This is a genomic window from Clostridiales bacterium, assembly GCA_017569285.1.
In the GTDB taxonomy this organism is placed as follows: Bacteria; Bacillota; Clostridia; order Christensenellales; family Aristaeellaceae; genus Aristaeella.
Map to the genome: position 1 here is coordinate 2,551,781 of CP069419.1, position 17,855 is coordinate 2,569,635.

Annotated in this window: 16 protein-coding genes; 11 read left to right on the top strand and 5 right to left on the bottom strand. The window is 60.7% G+C overall.

Translation table 11 applies throughout. The annotated features are described in order from the left end of the window. Together JNO48_11090 and JNO48_11095 are read right to left on the bottom strand one after the other, a co-directional pair. The gene (locus JNO48_11090) at positions 1 to 864 is read right to left on the bottom strand and encodes a sugar ABC transporter permease (GenBank protein QTE69753.1); all 864 of its coding nucleotides are present in this window, start codon (positions 862 to 864) and stop codon (positions 1 to 3) included. A gap of 242 nt (positions 865 to 1,106) precedes the next feature. Next, complete coding sequence (locus JNO48_11095; protein ID QTE67734.1) at positions 1,107 to 1,838, bottom strand: helix-turn-helix transcriptional regulator; 732 nt, start codon at positions 1,836 to 1,838, stop codon at positions 1,107 to 1,109. Between the two features lie 188 nt (positions 1,839 to 2,026). Between JNO48_11095 and JNO48_11100 the strand changes: the two genes are divergently transcribed. After that, positions 2,027 to 4,297, top strand: coding sequence for a hypothetical protein (locus tag JNO48_11100; GenBank protein QTE67735.1), 2,271 nt, complete (start codon positions 2,027 to 2,029; stop codon positions 4,295 to 4,297). After that, positions 4,284 to 5,177 (top strand): glycyl-radical enzyme activating protein, encoded by an 894-nt coding sequence (locus tag JNO48_11105; protein ID QTE67736.1) that lies wholly within the window; start codon positions 4,284 to 4,286, stop codon positions 5,175 to 5,177. The genes JNO48_11100 and JNO48_11105 overlap by 14 nt, the downstream gene beginning before the upstream one ends. A 121-nt stretch (positions 5,178 to 5,298) precedes the next feature. Here the strand turns inward: JNO48_11105 and JNO48_11110 are convergent, their stop codons facing one another. Genes JNO48_11110 through JNO48_11120 form a run of 3 tightly spaced genes read right to left on the bottom strand, consistent with a single transcriptional unit; the run spans position 5,299 to position 7,238 of the window. Then, the gene (locus JNO48_11110) at positions 5,299 to 5,778 is read right to left on the bottom strand and encodes a hypothetical protein (protein QTE67737.1); all 480 of its coding nucleotides are present in this window, start codon (positions 5,776 to 5,778) and stop codon (positions 5,299 to 5,301) included. 51 nt (positions 5,779 to 5,829) lie between these two features. Further along, positions 5,830 to 6,885, bottom strand: a complete 1,056-nt coding sequence (locus tag JNO48_11115; GenBank protein ID QTE67738.1) for a zinc ABC transporter substrate-binding protein — start codon at positions 6,883 to 6,885, stop codon at positions 5,830 to 5,832. Between the two features lie 56 nt (positions 6,886 to 6,941). Beyond that, the gene (locus JNO48_11120; protein QTE67739.1) at positions 6,942 to 7,238 is read right to left on the bottom strand and encodes a hypothetical protein; all 297 of its coding nucleotides are present in this window, start codon (positions 7,236 to 7,238) and stop codon (positions 6,942 to 6,944) included. Positions 7,239 to 7,538: 300 nt separating this feature from the next. On the opposite strand from JNO48_11120, the gene JNO48_11125 reads away from it, so the two are divergent. The 9 genes from JNO48_11125 (at position 7,539) to JNO48_11165 (ending at position 17,836) form a co-directional block, all read left to right on the top strand. Then, positions 7,539 to 8,633, top strand: a complete 1,095-nt coding sequence (locus JNO48_11125; GenBank protein ID QTE69754.1) for a family 43 glycosylhydrolase — start codon at positions 7,539 to 7,541, stop codon at positions 8,631 to 8,633. Between the two features lie 54 nt (positions 8,634 to 8,687). Continuing rightward, positions 8,688 to 9,398 (top strand): MgtC/SapB family protein, encoded by a 711-nt coding sequence (locus tag JNO48_11130; protein QTE67740.1) that lies wholly within the window; start codon positions 8,688 to 8,690, stop codon positions 9,396 to 9,398. A gap of 36 nt (positions 9,399 to 9,434) precedes the next feature. Beyond that, entirely contained in the window at positions 9,435 to 10,064 is a 630-nt protein-coding gene (locus JNO48_11135; GenBank protein ID QTE67741.1) for a cytidylate kinase-like family protein, read from the top strand. Continuing rightward, positions 10,061 to 11,422: an MATE family efflux transporter gene (locus tag JNO48_11140; protein ID QTE67742.1), complete on the top strand. Its 1,362-nt coding sequence runs from the start codon at positions 10,061 to 10,063 to the stop codon at positions 11,420 to 11,422. Before JNO48_11135 ends, JNO48_11140 begins: the two co-directional genes overlap by 4 nt. Positions 11,423 to 11,480: 58 nt before the next feature. Next, a complete protein-coding gene (locus JNO48_11145) occupies positions 11,481 to 12,731 on the top strand; it encodes an AI-2E family transporter (GenBank protein QTE67743.1) in 1,251 nt (416 codons plus the stop codon). Positions 12,732 to 12,770: 39 nt separating this feature from the next. Next, a complete protein-coding gene (locus JNO48_11150; GenBank protein ID QTE67744.1) occupies positions 12,771 to 13,694 on the top strand; it encodes an ROK family protein in 924 nt (307 codons plus the stop codon). Then, positions 13,691 to 15,436: a class I mannose-6-phosphate isomerase gene (locus tag JNO48_11155; protein QTE67745.1), complete on the top strand. Its 1,746-nt coding sequence runs from the start codon at positions 13,691 to 13,693 to the stop codon at positions 15,434 to 15,436. Before JNO48_11150 ends, JNO48_11155 begins: the two co-directional genes overlap by 4 nt. Before the next feature lie 225 nt (positions 15,437 to 15,661). Then, a complete protein-coding gene (locus JNO48_11160) occupies positions 15,662 to 16,573 on the top strand; it encodes a phosphatase PAP2 family protein (protein ID QTE67746.1) in 912 nt (303 codons plus the stop codon). A gap of 39 nt (positions 16,574 to 16,612) precedes the next feature. Beyond that, entirely contained in the window at positions 16,613 to 17,836 is a 1,224-nt protein-coding gene (locus tag JNO48_11165) for a DUF819 family protein (GenBank protein QTE67747.1), read from the top strand. Positions 17,837 to 17,855 lie beyond the last annotated feature (19 nt).

Genomic DNA, 17,855 nt, shown 5'->3' on the forward strand with positions numbered 1-17,855 from the left:
TTACCAGATTCCCTCACCGCTGATGCGGCGGGCAACCAGGTTGGTGCCCAGCACCAGGACGAAGGCAATCACATTTTTGAAGAGGCCGACCGCGGTGGCGAAGGAGTATTTCATTTCGCCCAGGCCGTAGCGGTATACATAGGTATCGATGATATCGCCGGTTTTGTATACGGCGCTGTTGTAGAGGTTGAACACCTGGTCGAAGCCCGCGTCCATGATGGAGCCGACGCTGAGGATCAGCATGATGACGATGGTGCTGACCAGGGAGGGCAGGGTGATGTAGCGGGTACACTGCCACCGGGTGGCGCCGTCGACCGTGGCGGCTTCATAGAGCGTCGGGTCGATACCGGAAATCGTTGCCAGGTAGAGGATGGAGGACCAGCCGACGTTCTTCCACAGGTCGGTCCCGATCAGCGTTCCGCGGAAATACGTGTTGCTGCCGAGGAAATAGATGGATTCCTTTACGCCGAAAACATCCCGCAGAACGGCGTTGACAGCGCCGTTATTCGGCGAAAGCAGCTGCTGGAACATACCGGCCAGGACGACCCAGCTGAGGAAGTGGGGAAGGTATGAGATCGTCTGGACGGTTTTCTTGAAGCGGAGGTGGGTCACCTCGTTCATCAGGAGCGCCAGGATGATCGGCGCCGGGAAACAAATGAGGAGCTTCAGCCCGCTGATTGCGAGGGTGTTGGTGACCGAACGGCTGAAGGTGGGCGTGCGGAACAGCTTCTGGAACTGGTCGAACCCGCACCATTCGCTGCCGAAGATGCCCTGGCTGATTTTGAAGTTTTTGAAAGCGATGACAATCCCGCCCATGGGGATATATTTGAAGACGAAGAAATAGAGCACAACGGGAATGAACATCAGGGTGAGGGCCCCGTACTTCCTGTACCCGGCGAATCCGCGAAGCCAGCGGCTGAATGCGCTTTCATGCTTCGGAATACGTGTGCCGATAACGGACAAGGCTCATTCCTCCCCTGACGGTATTTATTGATTTACGACTGTCGCTGATGCTATAGAAATTGTATCAATATCAGCTGCCGCCGAAAAGTGCCGCAGGTAAGCTAAAATGTGCAAAAGTTAAGAATCGGAATGAGCCAATCGCTTCAGGGCTTGCGGAAACCCTTGCGGTATTTCTGGGGCGCGACCCCGTAATATTTGCGGAAGGCGCGGGTGAAGGTGGAGGAATCCGTATACCCGCAGGAATAGCAGACCTCCTCATTCGGCAGCCCCTGGTTGAGCTGGGTGACCGCGTACTGCATGCGCTGCTGCACAATATACTGGTAGGGTGTGTAGCCGGTCTCCCGCCGGAAGAGGCGGATGAAGTAGTTGGGATGGTAATTGAACAGCTCGCTGAGCCGCTCGATGGTCAGGTCTTCGGAAATATGGTGGACGATATGGCGCTGCACACGGGTGAGCATCTGGGAATTCCGGATAAAGCCCTCCTGGTTTTTGAGGAAGGAGGAGAAGGCTTCCGCCAGCTGCTCGAGCAGTTCGATCCGTTCCTCCCGGATGGCCGCGGAAACCGTGACGATGAAATCATCCAGGCAGCTTCCTTTTTCCACGGGCAGCTCGATGAGGCTGCTGACCCGGTATTTGCTGAAATCCACATGCAGGTAGGTGCAGGCAAAATCCTTCGACTTGTTCCGCCAGACATGGTAGGGTTCCGTGGAGGGAAGGGCATAGAGGTATCCGGGCTTCAGGGTCTGCCGGCCGTCCGCCGCCTCATAGGTGACATCGCCCTCCAGGACATAATAGATGCGGGAATAACCCGTGGGTGTTTCCTCATTCAGTTCCCATGTATCGCAGACAACCGTGTTGCCATATTCAATCAGCATATTGATGTTTCCTCCGTTGATATCCTTATTATACAAAGCATGGGATCAAATGTAAACGCACTTCCGGTATCATTCATCTTACTTTTTGCATATTTTCTGCTCATTCATGCACTTCGGTTTTGGATGCCTGTTTTTTACAATATGATTGAACCGAACCATACAACCGAACGATTTTTTGGAGGTCGGCTATGAGAGGATACCTGGCCTGGGATGACGCGCACCTGGAAGACAGCCTGGACATGGAGTTCAGGTATACGCAGGTGTATCAGGAAAACAGCGGGCGCGGCCTGGCTGCGCGGGAACTGAAATGCCTGGAGGTTTCCCTGCCCGCGGCCATCGCTCCCGCCCGGGAAGGGGACCTGCTGGCCGGGAGGCGCATGTTCCGCCCCCTCGGCGTGGCGCCCAGCTACTGGGACGACGATACGGACGGGCTGGACAACGTGTCATACTACGCGGATATCGGCCGGATGGAGCGGGTGATGAACCGTTCTTCCCAGACGGCGGAAAGCCGCGCGAAGATTGCCGGGCTGATTGATTACTGGAAAAAGGAAAACGTGAACGCGAAGGTCCGCGCGAAGTTTGACGACGAGATGAAGCGCGAGATGCCCAGCGACCTGTGGTCGCAGGACTCCGGCGTGATCTTCGGCCTGTACCGGCTGGTGTTTTCCCAGCTGGACTATGACAAGCTGGTACAGCTGGGCCTGCCGGGACTGAAGGCGGAGGTTTCCGCCCGGGCAGGGGACGAATCCCTTACCGCGGAGCAGAAGGACTTCCTGCAGGCGCTGGAGGGACTGACGGACCTGCTGACGGAGATCCTGGGCCTGTATGAAGCACAGTTCCGGCAGCTGGAGGCGGAGGGATGGGATGCCGCCCGGGTGCAGCCGGTGCTGGACAGCCTGGCACGGCTGAAGACCGGCGCGCCGGCATGTTTCCGCGACGCGCTGCAGCTGGTGTGGATCTATTCCGCGATGACCGGCGGACGGGACTTCGGCCGGATGGACGTATACCTGGGCGACCTGTACGCGCAGGATATCGACCGCGGTACCATGACGGAGGAGGAAGCGGTTGAACTGCTGCTTTCCTTCTACCGCCTGATGAAGGAAACGGACAGCCGCGACGGGCGGATCGTGATGGGCGGCCTCGGGCGGCGGAACCCGGAAAACGCGGACCGCGTATCCATGGCGATCATGAAGGCGGGACTGCGCTTCCGCGAGCTGAAGCCGGAATTCTCCCTGCGGATGTACAAGGGGCTTTCCGAAGAAGTGATCCGCTTTGCCATGAAGATGCTCGGGGACGGGATGACCTACCCGCTGCTGTTCAACGACGAGGCGTCCGTGCGTGCGGTGGAGAACATGATGCATGTTTCCCCCTGTGAGGCGGAGCAGTACGGCTTCTTCGGATGCGGGGAATACGTGCTGGGGCACCGGAGCATCGGCACGCCCAACGACATCATCAACCTGGCCAAGGCGCTGGAGGTGACGCTGCACGAGGGGACCGACCCGATCCGCGGATGCCCCCACGGGCTGAACCTCGGCACCCCGGAAAGCTTTGACACCTTTGAGAAACTGCTGGACGCCTACAAAAAGCAGGTGGAATACTTTACGGAAATTGCCGCGCGGCACCAGCGCCTGGTATATGACACGGTGCGCGAAAACGGCGCGATGCTGATGATGAGCCTGCTGATGGACGACTGCGTGGAGCGGGCGAAGGCACTGACAGACGGCGGCGTGCGGTACCTGGCGGGTACATATGAAACCTACGGCAACACCACGGTTTCCGACAGCCTGACCGCCATCCGGGAATATGTGTATGAGAAAAAGGAACTGACGCTGCGGGAGCTGGTGGACATCCTGGACGCGGACTTCGCCGGGCATGAGGAGCTGCGCCTGAAACTGCAGAAGTGCCCGAAGTTCGGCAATGACGACCCGGTGGCGGACGGCATGGCGCGGACCGTGAACACCCACGTGTTTGAGACGACGGCCGCCCAGGCGAAGGCCCAGGGGCTGAGCTCCTACCTGGTGGTAATGATCAACAACGGCGCGAACGTGGACCTGGGGCGGAACACCCTGGCCACGGCGGACGGCCGGCACGCGTATACCTACCTTTCCAACGGCAACAACCCGATGGCCGGCATGGACCACAACGGCCTGCCGGCGCTGCTGCGCTCGCTGGCCTCCACCCGGATGGAACTGACAGCCGGCACGGCGCAGAACCTGAAGCTGAGCGCGGACCTGTTCCGGAAGCATCCGGACGTGGTGCGCGACCTGATCGACACCGCGTTTGACATGGGAATCCTTTCCCTGAATATCAGCGTGATGGACAAGGGCGAAATGGAGGACGCCATGATCCATCCGGAACTGCACCAGAACCTGTTTGTGCGCGTGGGCGGATTCAGCGCGCGGTTTGTGAACCTGGACAGCGGCACCCAGGCGGATATGCTTTCCCGTGCCCTGTACTGAGATGCGCGGAACTGTAACGGACATTATCCCGTTTTCCGTCAATGACGGGCCGGGAATCCGCACCAGCGTGTTTCTGAAGGGCTGCCCGCTGCATTGCCGGTGGTGCCATAACCCGGAAGCGCAGAAGCCCGGACCGCAGGTGATGGTGAATGAATCCCGCTGTGTGCACTGCGGGGCGTGCGCCGTATGCCCGGCCGGGGCGCGCGGGGCGCACGGGGAACTGGATTCCGCCCGCTGCACCGGGTGCGGGACGTGCGTTTCCGTATGCCCGGCGGAGGCCTGCCGGATCAGCGGAAAGGAAATGACACCGGAAGAGGTGGCGGAGCGGATCCTGCCGGACCGGCCCTTTTTCCGCAGCCGCGGCGGCGTGACCCTCTCGGGCGGGGAACCGATGGAACAGCCGGCCTTCGCAGCCGCGCTGGCTATCCTGCTGCACCGGGAGAATATCCATGTGGCGGTGGAAACCTGCGGATATGCGGCCCCGGAGGCCTATGAAGCCATCCTGCCGTATACGGGGCTGTTCCTGTTTGACTGGAAGATTACAGACCCCGAAGAACACCGGAAATGGACCGGGCAGGACAACCGCCTGATCCGGGAAAACCTGGAGATGCTGTACCGGGAAGGCGCGGAGATCATCCTCCGCTGTCCCGTAATCCCCGGCGTGAACGATACGCCGGAGCACTTTCGGGGGATTGGAAAGCTGACCGAAGCGTTTCCCCGGATCCGGCAGGTGGACCTGCTGCCGTATCACGCGCTGGGCAACAACAAGCGCCGGCAGCTGGGCCTGCCGGAAGACGGGTTCCGGGCGCCGGACGAGGAAACCGCGGCACGGTGGCAGAAAGAACTGCAGGCGGCCTGCCGGGTACCGGTGTGCCGGTGAACCCGGACGGCAGGGCGATCCGTGTTACCTGCAGAAGGAACCCGATGAACGAATTAGGCAGTGACAGAAAAGTCCCGGAAGCGAAGGCTTCCGGGACTGCTTTCCGCCTGCGGGACCGGGATTACTCCCCGGACGGGTCGCAAACCAGGTCTGCGTCGACCAGGTGCAGGTATTCCAGGCCGAGTTCCTCATATTTGTCCAGGCGGCCGGTGACCGTGATACCGGTCATTTCCTCCGGATAGTCATCCGGCCAGGTATGATCGCCTTTCCAGACAAACTCGAGCCCCTGGGCACAGCAGGCGGTCGCGTCCGGGATGACGCAGGCGTGGTATACCTTGTTCAGCTCTGTATCCTCGTATACGCTGTAGTAACCGGCAATCCGGATGGTTTTTCCCATGTATTCCTCCGGGTTGGAAAGCAGGTTGTAGACCTGGGCGTAGACCACGGTTCCGCTCATGCCGGACAGATCCAGGTCCACCGTGACGGGGGCCGCGGCAGGCGCGGTTTCCGCGGGGACAGGCGGGTTTCCGCCGGCCGGCGCGCATGATGTGAGCAGCAGAATGACCAGGCCAAGCACCGGGAGCAGAACGGCTTTCTTCATCTCAGGTTCCTCCTTTTGATCCGGAATTCAGCATGCGGGCACAGGAGATGTTCAGTTCAGCGCGTCCCGGAGGACCGCCAGGTTGCTTTCCATAATACCGAGGTAGGTTGCGCCCGCGGCGATATCCGCGGCCGTGGTCCCCTGCATGGAATCCAGGGAAAGAATCTTCTGGTTCTTTGCCTGGGTGCTTTCCACGATGGTCTGCGCAATCCGGGTGCGCGGGTTCTCGATGGTCAGGACGGTGGGCAGGCCCAGCTCATCCACCTTGCCGGCCAGGAATACGATGGTTGCAAAGCTGGCTTCGCTTTCCGCGGAACAGCCGGAGAAAGCGGCAAAGTAATCCAGGCCGTAATCATCCGCGAGGTAGCGGAAGGGGAACCGGTCGCCGAACAGGATGGTCCTGAAGGCGGCGGAATTCACGGCTTCGCTGTACTGCGTGTCCAGCGCGGCCAGCTTTTCGATGTAGGCTGCCGCGTTCGCCCGGAAGGCTTCCGCATCGGCGGGATCCGCTTTGCAGAGGGCGTCCGTGAGGGCGGCCACCAGCTTCTGCGCATTGCGCAGGCTCAGCCATACGTGTTCATCCGCTTCTTCCTCATGCTCATGCTCATGTTCATGGTCATGGTCATGTTCGTCTTCGTCTTCGTCGTGATCATGGTCATCCTCATCATGGTCATGATCGTCTTCGTCATGATCATGGTCATCGTGGTCATGGTCGTGCTCATGCTCCATGCCTTCCACGATTTCTTCCATTTTGATGTCTTCCCCCATGGCTTCCACCAGGTTGACGACCTTCATCTCCGGATTGACGGCTTCCGCCAGGGCGCCTTCCACCCATTCGTCGCTTTCACCGCCGACAAAGGCAAAGACGTCCGCGGTGGACACCTTCAGGATGTCCTGAACCGTGGGCTGGTAGGAGTGCAGGTCCACACCGCTGTCGAGCAGGATGGAGACATCCACATGGTCGTTGGCGCCGACGATTTCGCGGACCCAGTCATAGATGGGGAAGATGGTGGTGACGACGCTGATTTTTCCGGCTTCCGCTGTGGCGGGCGCGAAGCAGGACAGCAGCACAAAAAGGGCTGCAGCAAAAGAAAGCAGTTTTTTCATTTTCAGTGATTCCTCCGGTTTTTTCAGTGATAACAGACAGAAATACCCGGGGGAGATCAATTGTTCATCCGGACTTTTAAAGAGACGGGCGACAGGGAGAACACCGGGCCGGCAGTCCGGACAGACCGGACCGCCCCGGACAGGAGCAGGACAAAGGAACCTGCAATGGCCATTCCCAGGAGCGTGCCGTGGCTGAGCAGGGCATGCATCCGGGCGACCTGCAGGCAGACCGCGCAGTCCTTGCCGGCACAGTCGTGGCCGGCTTCCAGCGCGATGAAGGCGGAAGCCATGAGCAGGAACGCGATATAGCCCAGGCAGACCCACAGCGCGGCCTGCTTCCTGCGCCTGTTCACAGCGGACACCCCCTTGCGAATTGAAAACTGCTCTCATTTTACACCGGAAGAAGGCTGTGTCAAGAAGAAAATGAAAATTATTCTCAAATTCAACATAACCGGCAAAAAAGGCTTTCCGCGGCGGAAAATCCGGCGCCCGGACTGTCCCGGCGCCGGGGACAGTTATTGTCACAGGATGCTTTCCATGGTATGATGGACAGGCAGAAAAAACGAGGGAATAGTGAAAGGGCGCGGGGATTCCCGGAAGGATCCGGGAGAACCGCGCGGATGTATTTCCGGACGGAAAAGGAGGGGGCCGCGATGTTCCGGTGCGATGATGAACCGGCGGTGGTGAAGGAGTATCCGTACCATATCCGGGACGTGCATATCAGCGATCCGTTTATCCTTGCGGACGCGAAAAGCGGGCGGTATTACACCTACGTCCAGTTTGCGGACACCAAACGATTTCCGGAGGTGCCGGCGGGCCCGGGGTATTTTTACGTGCTGGAAAGCCCGGACCTGATCCACTGGTCCGCCCCGGCGGTATGCTTTGAAAAAGGGGATTTCTGGGCGGACCGGGACTACTGGGCCCCGGAATGCCATCTGTGGCGGGGAAAGTATTACCTGATCAGCTCCTTCCGGGCGGAGGGAACCTACCGCCGCTGCCAGTGCCTGGTATCGGAAAGCCCGAAGGGGCCGTTCCGCCCGGTGCGGCAGGAACCGCTGACGCCGGAGGGCTGGCACTGCCTGGACGGGACGCTGTACGTGGACCGGAAAGGCGCACCGTGGCTGGTGTTCTGCCATGAATGGCTGCAGGTGGACGACGGGCAGATCTGCGCGGTGCCGCTGTCCGAAGACCTGGGGGAAGCCATTGGGGAGCCGGTGATCCTCTTCCGGGCTTCCGACGGCCCGTGGTCGGGACCGGGCGGTGTGACGGACGGACCGTTCCTGCACCGGCTGCCGGGCGGAAAGCTGCTGATGCTCTGGTCCAGCTTTACGCCGAAAGGCAGCTATGCCATTTCGTACGCGGTGAGCGATAACGGGGAAATCCGGGGACCGTGGAAGCAGCGGAAGGATCCGCTGTATTCCCTGGACGGCGGCCACGGGATGCTCTTCCGCGCATTTTCCGGACAGCTTATGATGGCGTGCCACTGCCCGAACGAGCACAGCCGCAAGCGCATCCTGCTGTTTGAGATGGAGGAGACGGAGGATGCCCTCCATATTGTGAATGAGGTGACTGGAAACTGGTACCAGGCCATCGGCGGCCGCGCGAAGCGGTATGCCTATGAGGCACCGTGCGCTGAGGTGCCCTGCTTTGCCCGGGATCCCCGGATGAAAGGAAAAGGAAAAACGGCGGACCTGTCCGCGGATCAAACCGAAAAGGAGCAGGACGGTGCCCGCAGGGAAACACGCTGAGCAACCGGCCGGAAAGCCGGAAACATAAACCTGATTGTTCACAGGAGGTGCGATATGGTACTTGACTGGGTAAGCTTCGGACAGCCGCTGACGTTCTGGCAGATGCTGCTGCGGATTGTGGCCGCGGTGGTCTTCGGAACCATCATCGGCGTGGAGCGGGAATCGAAAAACCGGCCGGCCGGCATGCGGACGCATGTGCTGGTGTGCCTGGGAGCCGCACTGATCGGCCTGGTGGAGCAGCAGACCATCGCCTATGTGGTTTCGCTGGGCGATCCGCACATCAACGTGAGCGTGGGACGCCTGACCGCACAGATCGTATCCGGCGTCGGTTTCCTGGGAGCCGGGACGATCATCATCGCCGACCGGCGGATTACCGGCCTGACCACCGCGGCTTCCCTGTGGTGCGCGGCATGCCTCGGCCTGGCTGTGGGCGCCGGGTTTACGACCATGGCGCTGGTGGCCTGCCTGGTGGTGATGGTGGTGCTGAAGCTGATGCAGCAGATCGTGCACGTGAACACGTACAAGCGGCTGGAGATCCAGTTTGTGCACCGCAATGAGACGCTGGCCTATATCCGGGAGACGTTTGAGAAGATGGAGGTCAAGATCCTGGACCAGGACTTCCACGCGGAGACCGGGGAGAACGGGAAGAACATGTACACCAACGTGTACACCCTGTCCATGCGCGGGAAGACCCATTACCAGGACCTGATCACCACGCTTTCCGAGCATCCGAACATCCGGACGGTGCGGACCCGGAACGTGTAAGCATCGCGGACAGACGGGAAGGAGATGACGGCGGCAGTGGCTGCCAGGATTATTACCATCAGCCGGCAGTTCGGCAGCGGGGGACGGGAGCTGGGAAAACGGCTTTCGGACATCCTGGGATGGGACTACTATGACCGGGAGATCATCCAGATGCTGTCGGAACAGCAGGGGCTGGACCCGGACTATGTGCACCGGGTGCTGAACGGCCACGGATGGCACCAGTACCAGCTGACTTACCGGAACAGCTTCCGGCAGCCGATGGGAGCGGGCTGGCGGAACACGGAGGTACTGGTGAAGCAGCGGGAGATCATCCGCGAAATCGCGGAAGAGGGCAATGACTGCGTGATCGTCGGGCGGGACGCGGACGTGATCCTGCACGACGTGAACCCCTTCCGGATCTACGTGTGTGCGGATATCGAAAGCCGGCTGGCCCGGTGCGTCCGGTATGAGGAGAAAAAGGAACCGGAAGATCGCCTGACGGAGAAGGAAATCCTGCGGAATATCCGGAGGATTGACCGGGAACGGCGGCAGATCCGGGAGATCCTGACCGGGAAGAGCGCGACGGACGGAAGCGGATTCGACCTGACGGTGAACGCGTCCGGCTGGGATATCAAGAAGCTGGCGGAAGCCGTGGCGGAATTCTCCGGGCGGTGGTTTGAAAAATGAAGAGCGCAAGGGAAAAGACCAACCTGACGGAAGGCAGCGTATGGAAAAAGCTGCTGGTTTTCTTCCTGCCGATCGCCGCGGGGACGATCATCCAGCAACTGTACAACGCGGTGGACGGTCTGATTGTGGGACGGTTTGTGGGCACCAACGCCCTGGCCTCCGTCGGCGGAAGCTCCGCCCAGATCATCAACGTGCTGGTGGGCTTCTTTGTGGCGATGACCGCCGGCGCTTCCGTCGTGATCGGGCAGATTTACGGCGCCGGCCGGCGGGAAGACCTGAATAAGGCCATCGGCAACGCGGTGACGGTGATGGGCCTGTTCGGGATTGCCCTGATGGTCCTGGGGTTTGCCGCGTCGCCGGCACTGCTGCGGCTGCTGAACACGCCGGAGGAGACGCTGGAAGGCGCCGTGTTGTACCTGCGGATTTACTTCCTGGGCGTGCCGTTCCTGATGGTGCTGAATATGGAATCCAGCATCCTGCGGGCGGTGGGGGATTCCTTCCATCCGTTCCTGTTTATGGTGGCGGGCTGCGTGCTGAACATCGTGATGGACGCGGTGTTCGTGATCGTGTTCGGATGGGGAATCGCCGGGGTGGCCATCGCCACGGTAGCAGCCCAGGTGGTGAATACCGCCCTGCTGACCCGGCAGCTGAACCGGAAGGGACAGGAATACCGGCTGACCTTCCGGGAGCTGGGGATCAAGGGCGTTTACCTGGCCAACATGCTGCGGCTGGGGGTCCCGGCGGGGCTGCAGTCCTCCATGTACAGCGTTTCCAACATGATTATCCAGGTGGGCGTGAACTCCCTGGGGACCGTGGTGGTAGCGTCCTGGGCGATGAGCGGCAAGACCGACGGATTCTACTGGGCGATCAGCAACGCGATGGGCGCGGCAATCACCAGCTTTATCGCGCAGAACTACGGAGCCGGGCGGACGGACCGGGTGCGGCAGTGCGTGAAGCAGGGGCTGATTATGCACCTGGTGATCACCGTGGTGGTGAGCGCGGGGCTGATGTTGACCGCGATCCCGGCGCTGCGGCTGCTGACGCCCGATGAGGCGGTGGTGGAGACCACCTACCTGATCATGGCTTATTTCGTGCCGTTCTACTTTACCTGGGTCCTGGTGGAAGTGCTATCCGCGGTGCTGCGGGGCGCCGGGGACGCGGTTAACCCGGTGGTGATCATCGGAATCGGCGTATGCCTGTTCCGGGTAATCTGGATCCTGACGGTGTTCTCATATTTCGGCACACTGCTGTCGCTGTGCCTTTCCTACACGGTATCGTGGACGATTACGAGCATCGCGCTGGTGATCTATTACCGGAAGGGCGGATGGATGAACCGGCGGCGGATTGTGGACCGCTGAGGAAACATAAAAGACGGCGGGCAAGCCGGGCATGATGCCCGGGCAGGGGGAATTTTGAATGAGGCTGAAAGAGAATAAGGTGTATTTCAAAGCCGGGGTGACCGCCTTCCTGGTGATCGCGGCGGGGATCCTCTGCTGGTTCCTGATCGACCGGATGGATCAGGTGAGCGGTGCGTTCAACAAGGTGATGGCCATCCTGCGGCCGTTCATCATCGGCGGGGCGCTGGCCTACCTGCTGGCGCCGGCCTGCAACGCGCTGGACCGCGCTTTCCTGGGTTGGACCCGCGGCCGGGCGGAAAAGCTCTGCAAGGGCCTGTCCATCGCGATTTCCCTGATCCTGACGATCGCGGTGATCACCCTGCTGACGGCGATCCTGGTGCCGCAGGTGATCCGGAGCCTGGTGAGCGTGGTGAACGCCCTGCCGGGCCAGATCAACAGCGCACGGCAGCAGATTGACCAGTGGCTGGCGAACGAGCCGGACCTCCGGTCCTGGTGGGACCGGATCTTCACCCAGGTTTCCGGCGGCATCGCCAGCTGGCAGGAGAACGGCCTGATGCCCGTGGTCGGCACCGTGCTTTCCGGCACGGCCACCTATGTGACCGGGTTTGCCGTGGCGGTGAAGGATTCGCTGCTGGGACTGATTGTGACCATCTACCTGCTGGCGGCCCGCAAGCGCTTTGCGGCGCAGAGCCGGCTGACGCTGCAGGGGGTCTGCCCGGAACGGTGGCTGCCCAAGGTGGAAGAGGAGGTCCATTTTATCGACCATATCTTCCACGGCTTCCTGCTGGGGAAACTGCTGGATTCCGCCATCGTCGGCGTGCTCTGCTTCCTGGGGTGCCTGCTGATGGGCTTCTCCTCCCCGGCGCTGATCGGCGTGATTGTCGGCGTGACGAACATCATTCCCTTTGTCGGGCCGTTTATCGGGGCAATTCCCTGCGCGCTGATCCTGCTGCTGGAAAACCCGGTGCACTGCCTGATGTTTGTGATTTTCATCCTGGTGCTGCAGCAGTTTGACGGAAATGTGCTGGGCCCCCGGATTATCGGCAATACGACCGGGATATCCGGATTCTGGATTACGTTTGCCATCCTGTTCTTCGGCGGCCTGTGGAGCCTGGTGGGCATGCTGGTGGCCGTGCCGCTGTTTGCCGTGATCTATGACATCATCCGGAAGCTTCTCTTCCGCAAGCTGCGGCGGAAAGGGCAGGAAGGGATGATCGCGGAATATGAGGCGGCCTACCACACGGCGCCGGAGCCGGTGAAAAAGAGCCGCCGGATCCGGAAAAACCGTTCCCCGAAGGACGGGGAGTGAACCCGGGCAAAGAACGGAAGGCAGGAGGAAAGAAACCCGATGAACGGATATGTACTGCTGGACGCGGGCGGAACCGAAATCAAAAGCGCGGCGTTTTCTGGGGACGGAAACCGCCTGGATGAAATCCATTCGGCGCCTTCGCACGCGCGGGAGGACCGGGAAGAGATCCTCGGGAACCTGCTGGACGTGATCGGCCGGGAAAAGAAAATCCTGGAGGCCGGCGGGTACCGCCTGGGGACCGTCGGGATGGCATTCCCCGGACCGTTTGACTACCCGAACGGCATCAGCCATATCCGGGGACTGGACAAATATGATGCGATTGACGGCGTTGCACTGGAGGAAGCGCTGAAAGGCATTCCGGGCCAGGACGTGCTGGCGCCGGACGTGCGGTTTTTCTTCCGGCATGACGTGGATTCCTTCGCGCTGGGAACTGCGGCGCGGGAGCCTGCCTGCGCAGGCGGGCGGACGATCTGCCTGGCCATCGGGACGGGCACGGGATCTGCGTTCCTGGAAGAAGGCCGGCTGGTGAAGAAGGGGAAAGGGGCCCCGGACGACGGCTGGATCTATCCGTTTCCCTTCCGCGGGGGAATCATCGACGACTGGGTTTCCGTGCGCGGCCTGGCAAAGCTGACCGCGGAGGCGGGCTTCCCGGCCGGGACTTCCGGAAAGGACCTTTCCGGACTGGCCGCGCAGGAGAACCGGCAGGCGGCCGCGGTATGGGAGGCATTCGGCCGCCTCATTGCGGAGGCGCTGGAGCCGTTTATCGCTTCCTTCCGGCCGGACCGGCTGGTGCTGGGCGGACAGATTTCCAAGGCGGAGAAGTATTTCGGCGGTGAGATCCGGAGGCGGTATCCGGAAATGGAAATCCTGGTGATCAGCGATACGACGGAATATATCCTGGAGGGGCTGCTGGCATCCGGACGGGAGAATCCGGAAACGCGGGGCGGCGGTGGCAAAGCATGAAATACAGCAGTTTTCACAACTACGATCCATATCCATCCATCCGGGTGGCGGGGGACGCCTGCGCCGCGGAAGGCTGGGAAGCCGTGCGGGCAGAGATCCGGAAGCAGATGACCGGGGACCGGTGTGTGGCGGTATGCGAACTGTACCCGGGCGTGGATCCGGACGGCGTGATCCGGGAGCTGGAAAAGCTTTCGCCCGCCACGGTGATCGACACCCGGGAGCTCCTGCTGCCGAGAGAAAAACTGTTTGAACGGGTATACGGCGACCAGGGGGATGACCGGGTTTTCGGCCTGATGACCCACCGGACGCTGGACGCCTGCTTCGATCAGGAGAAGCTCGCCGCAGCCCGGGAACGGATCGCGGGAATCCGGGACGGCCTGGCGCTGGTGTGCGGCACCGGGGCTTCGCTGGCGGCGGAAGGGGACGTCCTGCTGTACTTCAACATCACGCGGTGGGAAATCCAGCTGCGGTACCGGAAGGGCCAGGGCAACTGGGGCCTGGACAACGGGGACGCGCCGCTGCTGACCAAATACAAATACGGCTACTTTGTGCTGTGGCGGATGGCTGACCGGCTGAAGACGAAGCTGCTGCCCAAAGTGGACCTGATGATCGACGCGAATGACCCGGAAAAGCCGAAAGCGGTAACCGGGGCCGCCTACCTGGACGCGCTGGACCAGGCGGCCGTGCAGCCATTCCGCGTCCGCCCCTACTTCGATCCCGGGGTATGGGGCGGCCAGTGGATCCGGAAACAGCTGGAGATCCCGACGGACGCGGCCAACCTGGCCTGGGGCTTTGACGGTGTGCCGGAAGAGAACGGGCTGGGGCTGACTTTCGGGGATATCACGCTGGAGTTCCCCGCCATCGACCTGGTGCTGACCCATCCGCACGAGCTGCTGGGGGAACGGGTGCACGGGCGGTTCGGCGCGGAATTCCCGATCCGCTTTGACCTGCTGGACACGATGGAGGGCGGAAACCTCTCCCTGCAGGTGCACCCGCTGACGGAATACATCCAGGAGCAGTTCGGCATGCACTATACGCAGGACGAAAGCTACTACATCCTGGAGGCGGATGAGGAAAAGGATCCGGCAGTGTACCTGGGCGTGAAAACTGGGATATGCCCGGAGGAAATGACGGAAGACCTGGAGACCGCGCAGAAGGGCGGCCCCGCGTTTGACGCCGGGAAATACGTGAACCGCATTCCGGTGAAAAAGCACGACCACCTGCTGATTCCGGCCGGAACAGTCCACTGCTCCGGGGCGGACACGGTGGTGCTGGAGATCAGCGCGACGCCGTATATCTTTACTTTCAAGCTGTGGGACTGGGGACGGGTCGGCCTGGACGGGCTGCCGCGCCCGATTCACATCCACCATGGGAAAAACAATATCCAGTGGGATCGGAACACGGAATGGGTGAAGCGGGAGCTGGTAAACCGGACTGAGACGATCCGGCAGGAAGACGGCATCCTGGCGGAACGCACGGGCCTTCATCCCCGGGAATTCCTGGAAACCATCCGGTATACGCTGAGCCGGCCGGTTACCTGTGCGTGCAATGACAGCGTGCACGTCCTGAACCTGGTGGAAGGGAAGGAAATGACCATCGAAAGCCCGGACGGAGCCTTCCGGCCGTTTGCCGTCCACTACGCGGAGACAGTGATCCTGCCCGCAGCAGCTGGGGAATACCGCCTCTGCCCGACGGAAGGCAGCCCGGAAATCCGGGTGATTGACGCCAGCGTAAGACCATAAAAAACGAAGAAAAATGATACCGCAGAGCCAAAAACACCGGCCCTGCGGTTTTTTTCGGCAGAAAAAACTGCAAAAAACGAAAGAATTGCGAAAAATGCCCTGTGGATGACGGACATCTGATGGACATCATATGTTAGGCTTGTTACCGGAACAGGGCGGAACACCCCGCAGATGCGCACGGCGCGGACGGGCCGCCCCAAGTAATTTTCTGGGGAGACAGACAAGATGGAATGGGAAGTCGGACAGATTGAATGGATCCAGAAAGCCCTGGGAAGCCTGAACAACACGGTCGGGGCGGCCCTGAGCTTTATCGGCGGAGAGCTCGGCCTGCTGCTGGTGCTGCTGATTGTTCTTTTCTGCTGGAAAAAGGAAAGCGGAAAACGCCTGGCGCTGATCATCACGGCGGTGAATACCTGGCTGCCGATGATCAAGGCGGCGGTGATGCGGCCCCGGCCCTATATGGAATACCCGGATCGGGTGCAGGGTGTGGCGGACGTCGGGAACAGCGCTTCCATGGATGATATTGCCGCCCAGGGATATTCCTTCCCCAGCACCCACAGCGCGTCGACCATGGCGCTGTTTATCCCCCTGGCAGCTGAAGTGAAGAAAAAGTGGATGTGGATTATTGCCGTTCTCATCACTCTGCTGGTGGGCGTGAGCCGGGCCATCACCGGAATGCACTATCCGACGGACATCCTGGCCGGGTGGGCGCTGGGACTGGCCGGAGCCGGAATCGTCCTGCTGCTGGAAAAGAAAGTGAAGAATGAATGGATCCGGCACCTGATCCTGCTGGCTTCGGTGCTGCCCGGGATTTTCTTCGTCCGGACGGAGGACTATTACACCTCCCTGGGCCTGATGATCGGCCTGATCGCCGCGATCCACTTTGAAGCGAAGTACGTGAATTTTATGGATACCCGCAACATATGGGCCATGATCCTGCGGGTGGCCGGCGCGTTCGTGATCTACTTTGTGCTGAATACGGTGCTGAAGCTGCCTTTCAGCAAGGAATTCCTTGCCGGCGGAACCATGGGCGCTTTCCTGGTCCGCGCGGCACGCTACGCCGTGATCATCTTTGTGATCATCGGAATCTACCCGAAAGCATTCCCGCTGTTTGAAAAGATCGGGAAAAAGAAATAACCGCCGTAATCCGGCGGCTGAAAACACGGAGGGAACTCCATGACAGAAACCGTCCAATCCCTGATTGCACCGGACAACCACTGGGCATTGCTGGCGATCCTGTTTGCATCCACCTTCCTGGCCATCTGGCTGGAACAGAAGTACCGGTGGGCATCCAAAATGTCCGGTGCGATTATCACGCTGGTAATCGCGATCGCCCTGGTGAACCTGCATGTGATTCCGGCCGAGGCGGCCGTATTTGACGATATCGTATGGGGCTATGCGGTGCCGCTGGCCATTCCGCTGCTGCTGATCCGGACGAACCTGCGGAAGATGCACCGGGAAGCCGGACGCTTCCTGGCCATCTTCCTGATCGGCGCTGCCGGAACGGTGGCCGGCGCGGTCCTGGCTACCCTGCTGCTGGGAGGCACGCTGGAAGGACTCCCCGGCGTCGGCGCGATGATGACCGGTTCCTACATCGGCGGCGGTGTGAACTTTACCGCACTGTCCGACGCATTCCACGTGGAGCCGACCCTGAAGGCATCGGCCACGGTGGCGGACAACCTGAACATGGCCATCTATTTTCTGGTGCTGATGGGCATCGCAGGCAGCCTGTGGTTCCGGAAACGGTACAGCCATCCGCACATTGACGACGTGCAGGAGAACGGGAAGAGCGGCGAGGGGGAAACCCTGGCGGCGCAGTACTGGACCCGGAAGGAAATCTCCCTGAAGGATATCGCTGTGGATATGGCCTTCGCGGTGATTGTCGTGTTCCTTTCCAAACTTGTCGGCGGTTTCTTTGCCAGCCTGATCCCGACGGACAACTGGTTCCTGAAGATGCTGAACACCTTCTTCGGCAGCCAGTACGTATGGATTACCAACTTCTCGCTGATCTGGTCCACCTGCTTTGAAAAGCAGGCGGCCGATATGCGCGGGGCGCAGGAAATCGGCACATGGCTGATCTACCTGTTCTTCTTCGCTATCGGCGTGCCGGCATCCATCGGGATCCTGATCCGGAGCGCCCCGATCCTGCTGCTGTTCTGCATGATCATCGTGCTGGTGAACATGCTGTTCTGCTTCCTGGGCGGGAAACTGCTCCGGTTTGACCTGGAAGAAATCATCCTGGCTTCCAACGCCAATATCGGCGGACCGACCACGGCCGCGGGCATGGCGATATCCCAGGGATGGGTGAAGCTGATCGGACCCTGTATGCTGGTCGGTACCTTCGGGTATGTGATCGGCACCTGGCTGGGTATCCTGGTCGGATCCATACTCGGCGCCTGACGGCAGAAAGGAAACTGAG

What these genes read in the sequence shown, in the direction of transcription:
- JNO48_11100 (QTE67735.1), top strand. Translation starts at nt 2,027, where the DNA reads ATGAGAGGATACCTGGCCTGGGATGACGCGCACCTGGAAGACAGCCTG.
- JNO48_11165 (QTE67747.1), top strand. Translation starts at nt 16,613, where the DNA reads ATGACAGAAACCGTCCAATCCCTGATTGCACCGGACAACCACTGGGCA.
- JNO48_11150 (QTE67744.1), top strand. Translation starts at nt 12,771, where the DNA reads ATGAACGGATATGTACTGCTGGACGCGGGCGGAACCGAAATCAAAAGC.
- JNO48_11160 (QTE67746.1), top strand. Translation starts at nt 15,662, where the DNA reads ATGGAATGGGAAGTCGGACAGATTGAATGGATCCAGAAAGCCCTGGGA.
- JNO48_11095 (QTE67734.1), bottom strand. Translation starts at nt 1,838, where the DNA reads ATGCTGATTGAATATGGCAACACGGTTGTCTGCGATACATGGGAACTG.
- JNO48_11145 (QTE67743.1), top strand. Translation starts at nt 11,481, where the DNA reads ATGAGGCTGAAAGAGAATAAGGTGTATTTCAAAGCCGGGGTGACCGCC.
- JNO48_11130 (QTE67740.1), top strand. Translation starts at nt 8,688, where the DNA reads ATGGTACTTGACTGGGTAAGCTTCGGACAGCCGCTGACGTTCTGGCAG.
- JNO48_11115 (QTE67738.1), bottom strand. Translation starts at nt 6,885, where the DNA reads ATGAAAAAACTGCTTTCTTTTGCTGCAGCCCTTTTTGTGCTGCTGTCC.
- JNO48_11090 (QTE69753.1), bottom strand. Translation starts at nt 864, where the DNA reads ATGTTCATTCCCGTTGTGCTCTATTTCTTCGTCTTCAAATATATCCCC.
- JNO48_11140 (QTE67742.1), top strand. Translation starts at nt 10,061, where the DNA reads ATGAAGAGCGCAAGGGAAAAGACCAACCTGACGGAAGGCAGCGTATGG.
- JNO48_11125 (QTE69754.1), top strand. Translation starts at nt 7,539, where the DNA reads ATGTTCCGGTGCGATGATGAACCGGCGGTGGTGAAGGAGTATCCGTAC.
- JNO48_11155 (QTE67745.1), top strand. Translation starts at nt 13,691, where the DNA reads ATGAAATACAGCAGTTTTCACAACTACGATCCATATCCATCCATCCGG.
- JNO48_11110 (QTE67737.1), bottom strand. Translation starts at nt 5,778, where the DNA reads ATGAAGAAAGCCGTTCTGCTCCCGGTGCTTGGCCTGGTCATTCTGCTG.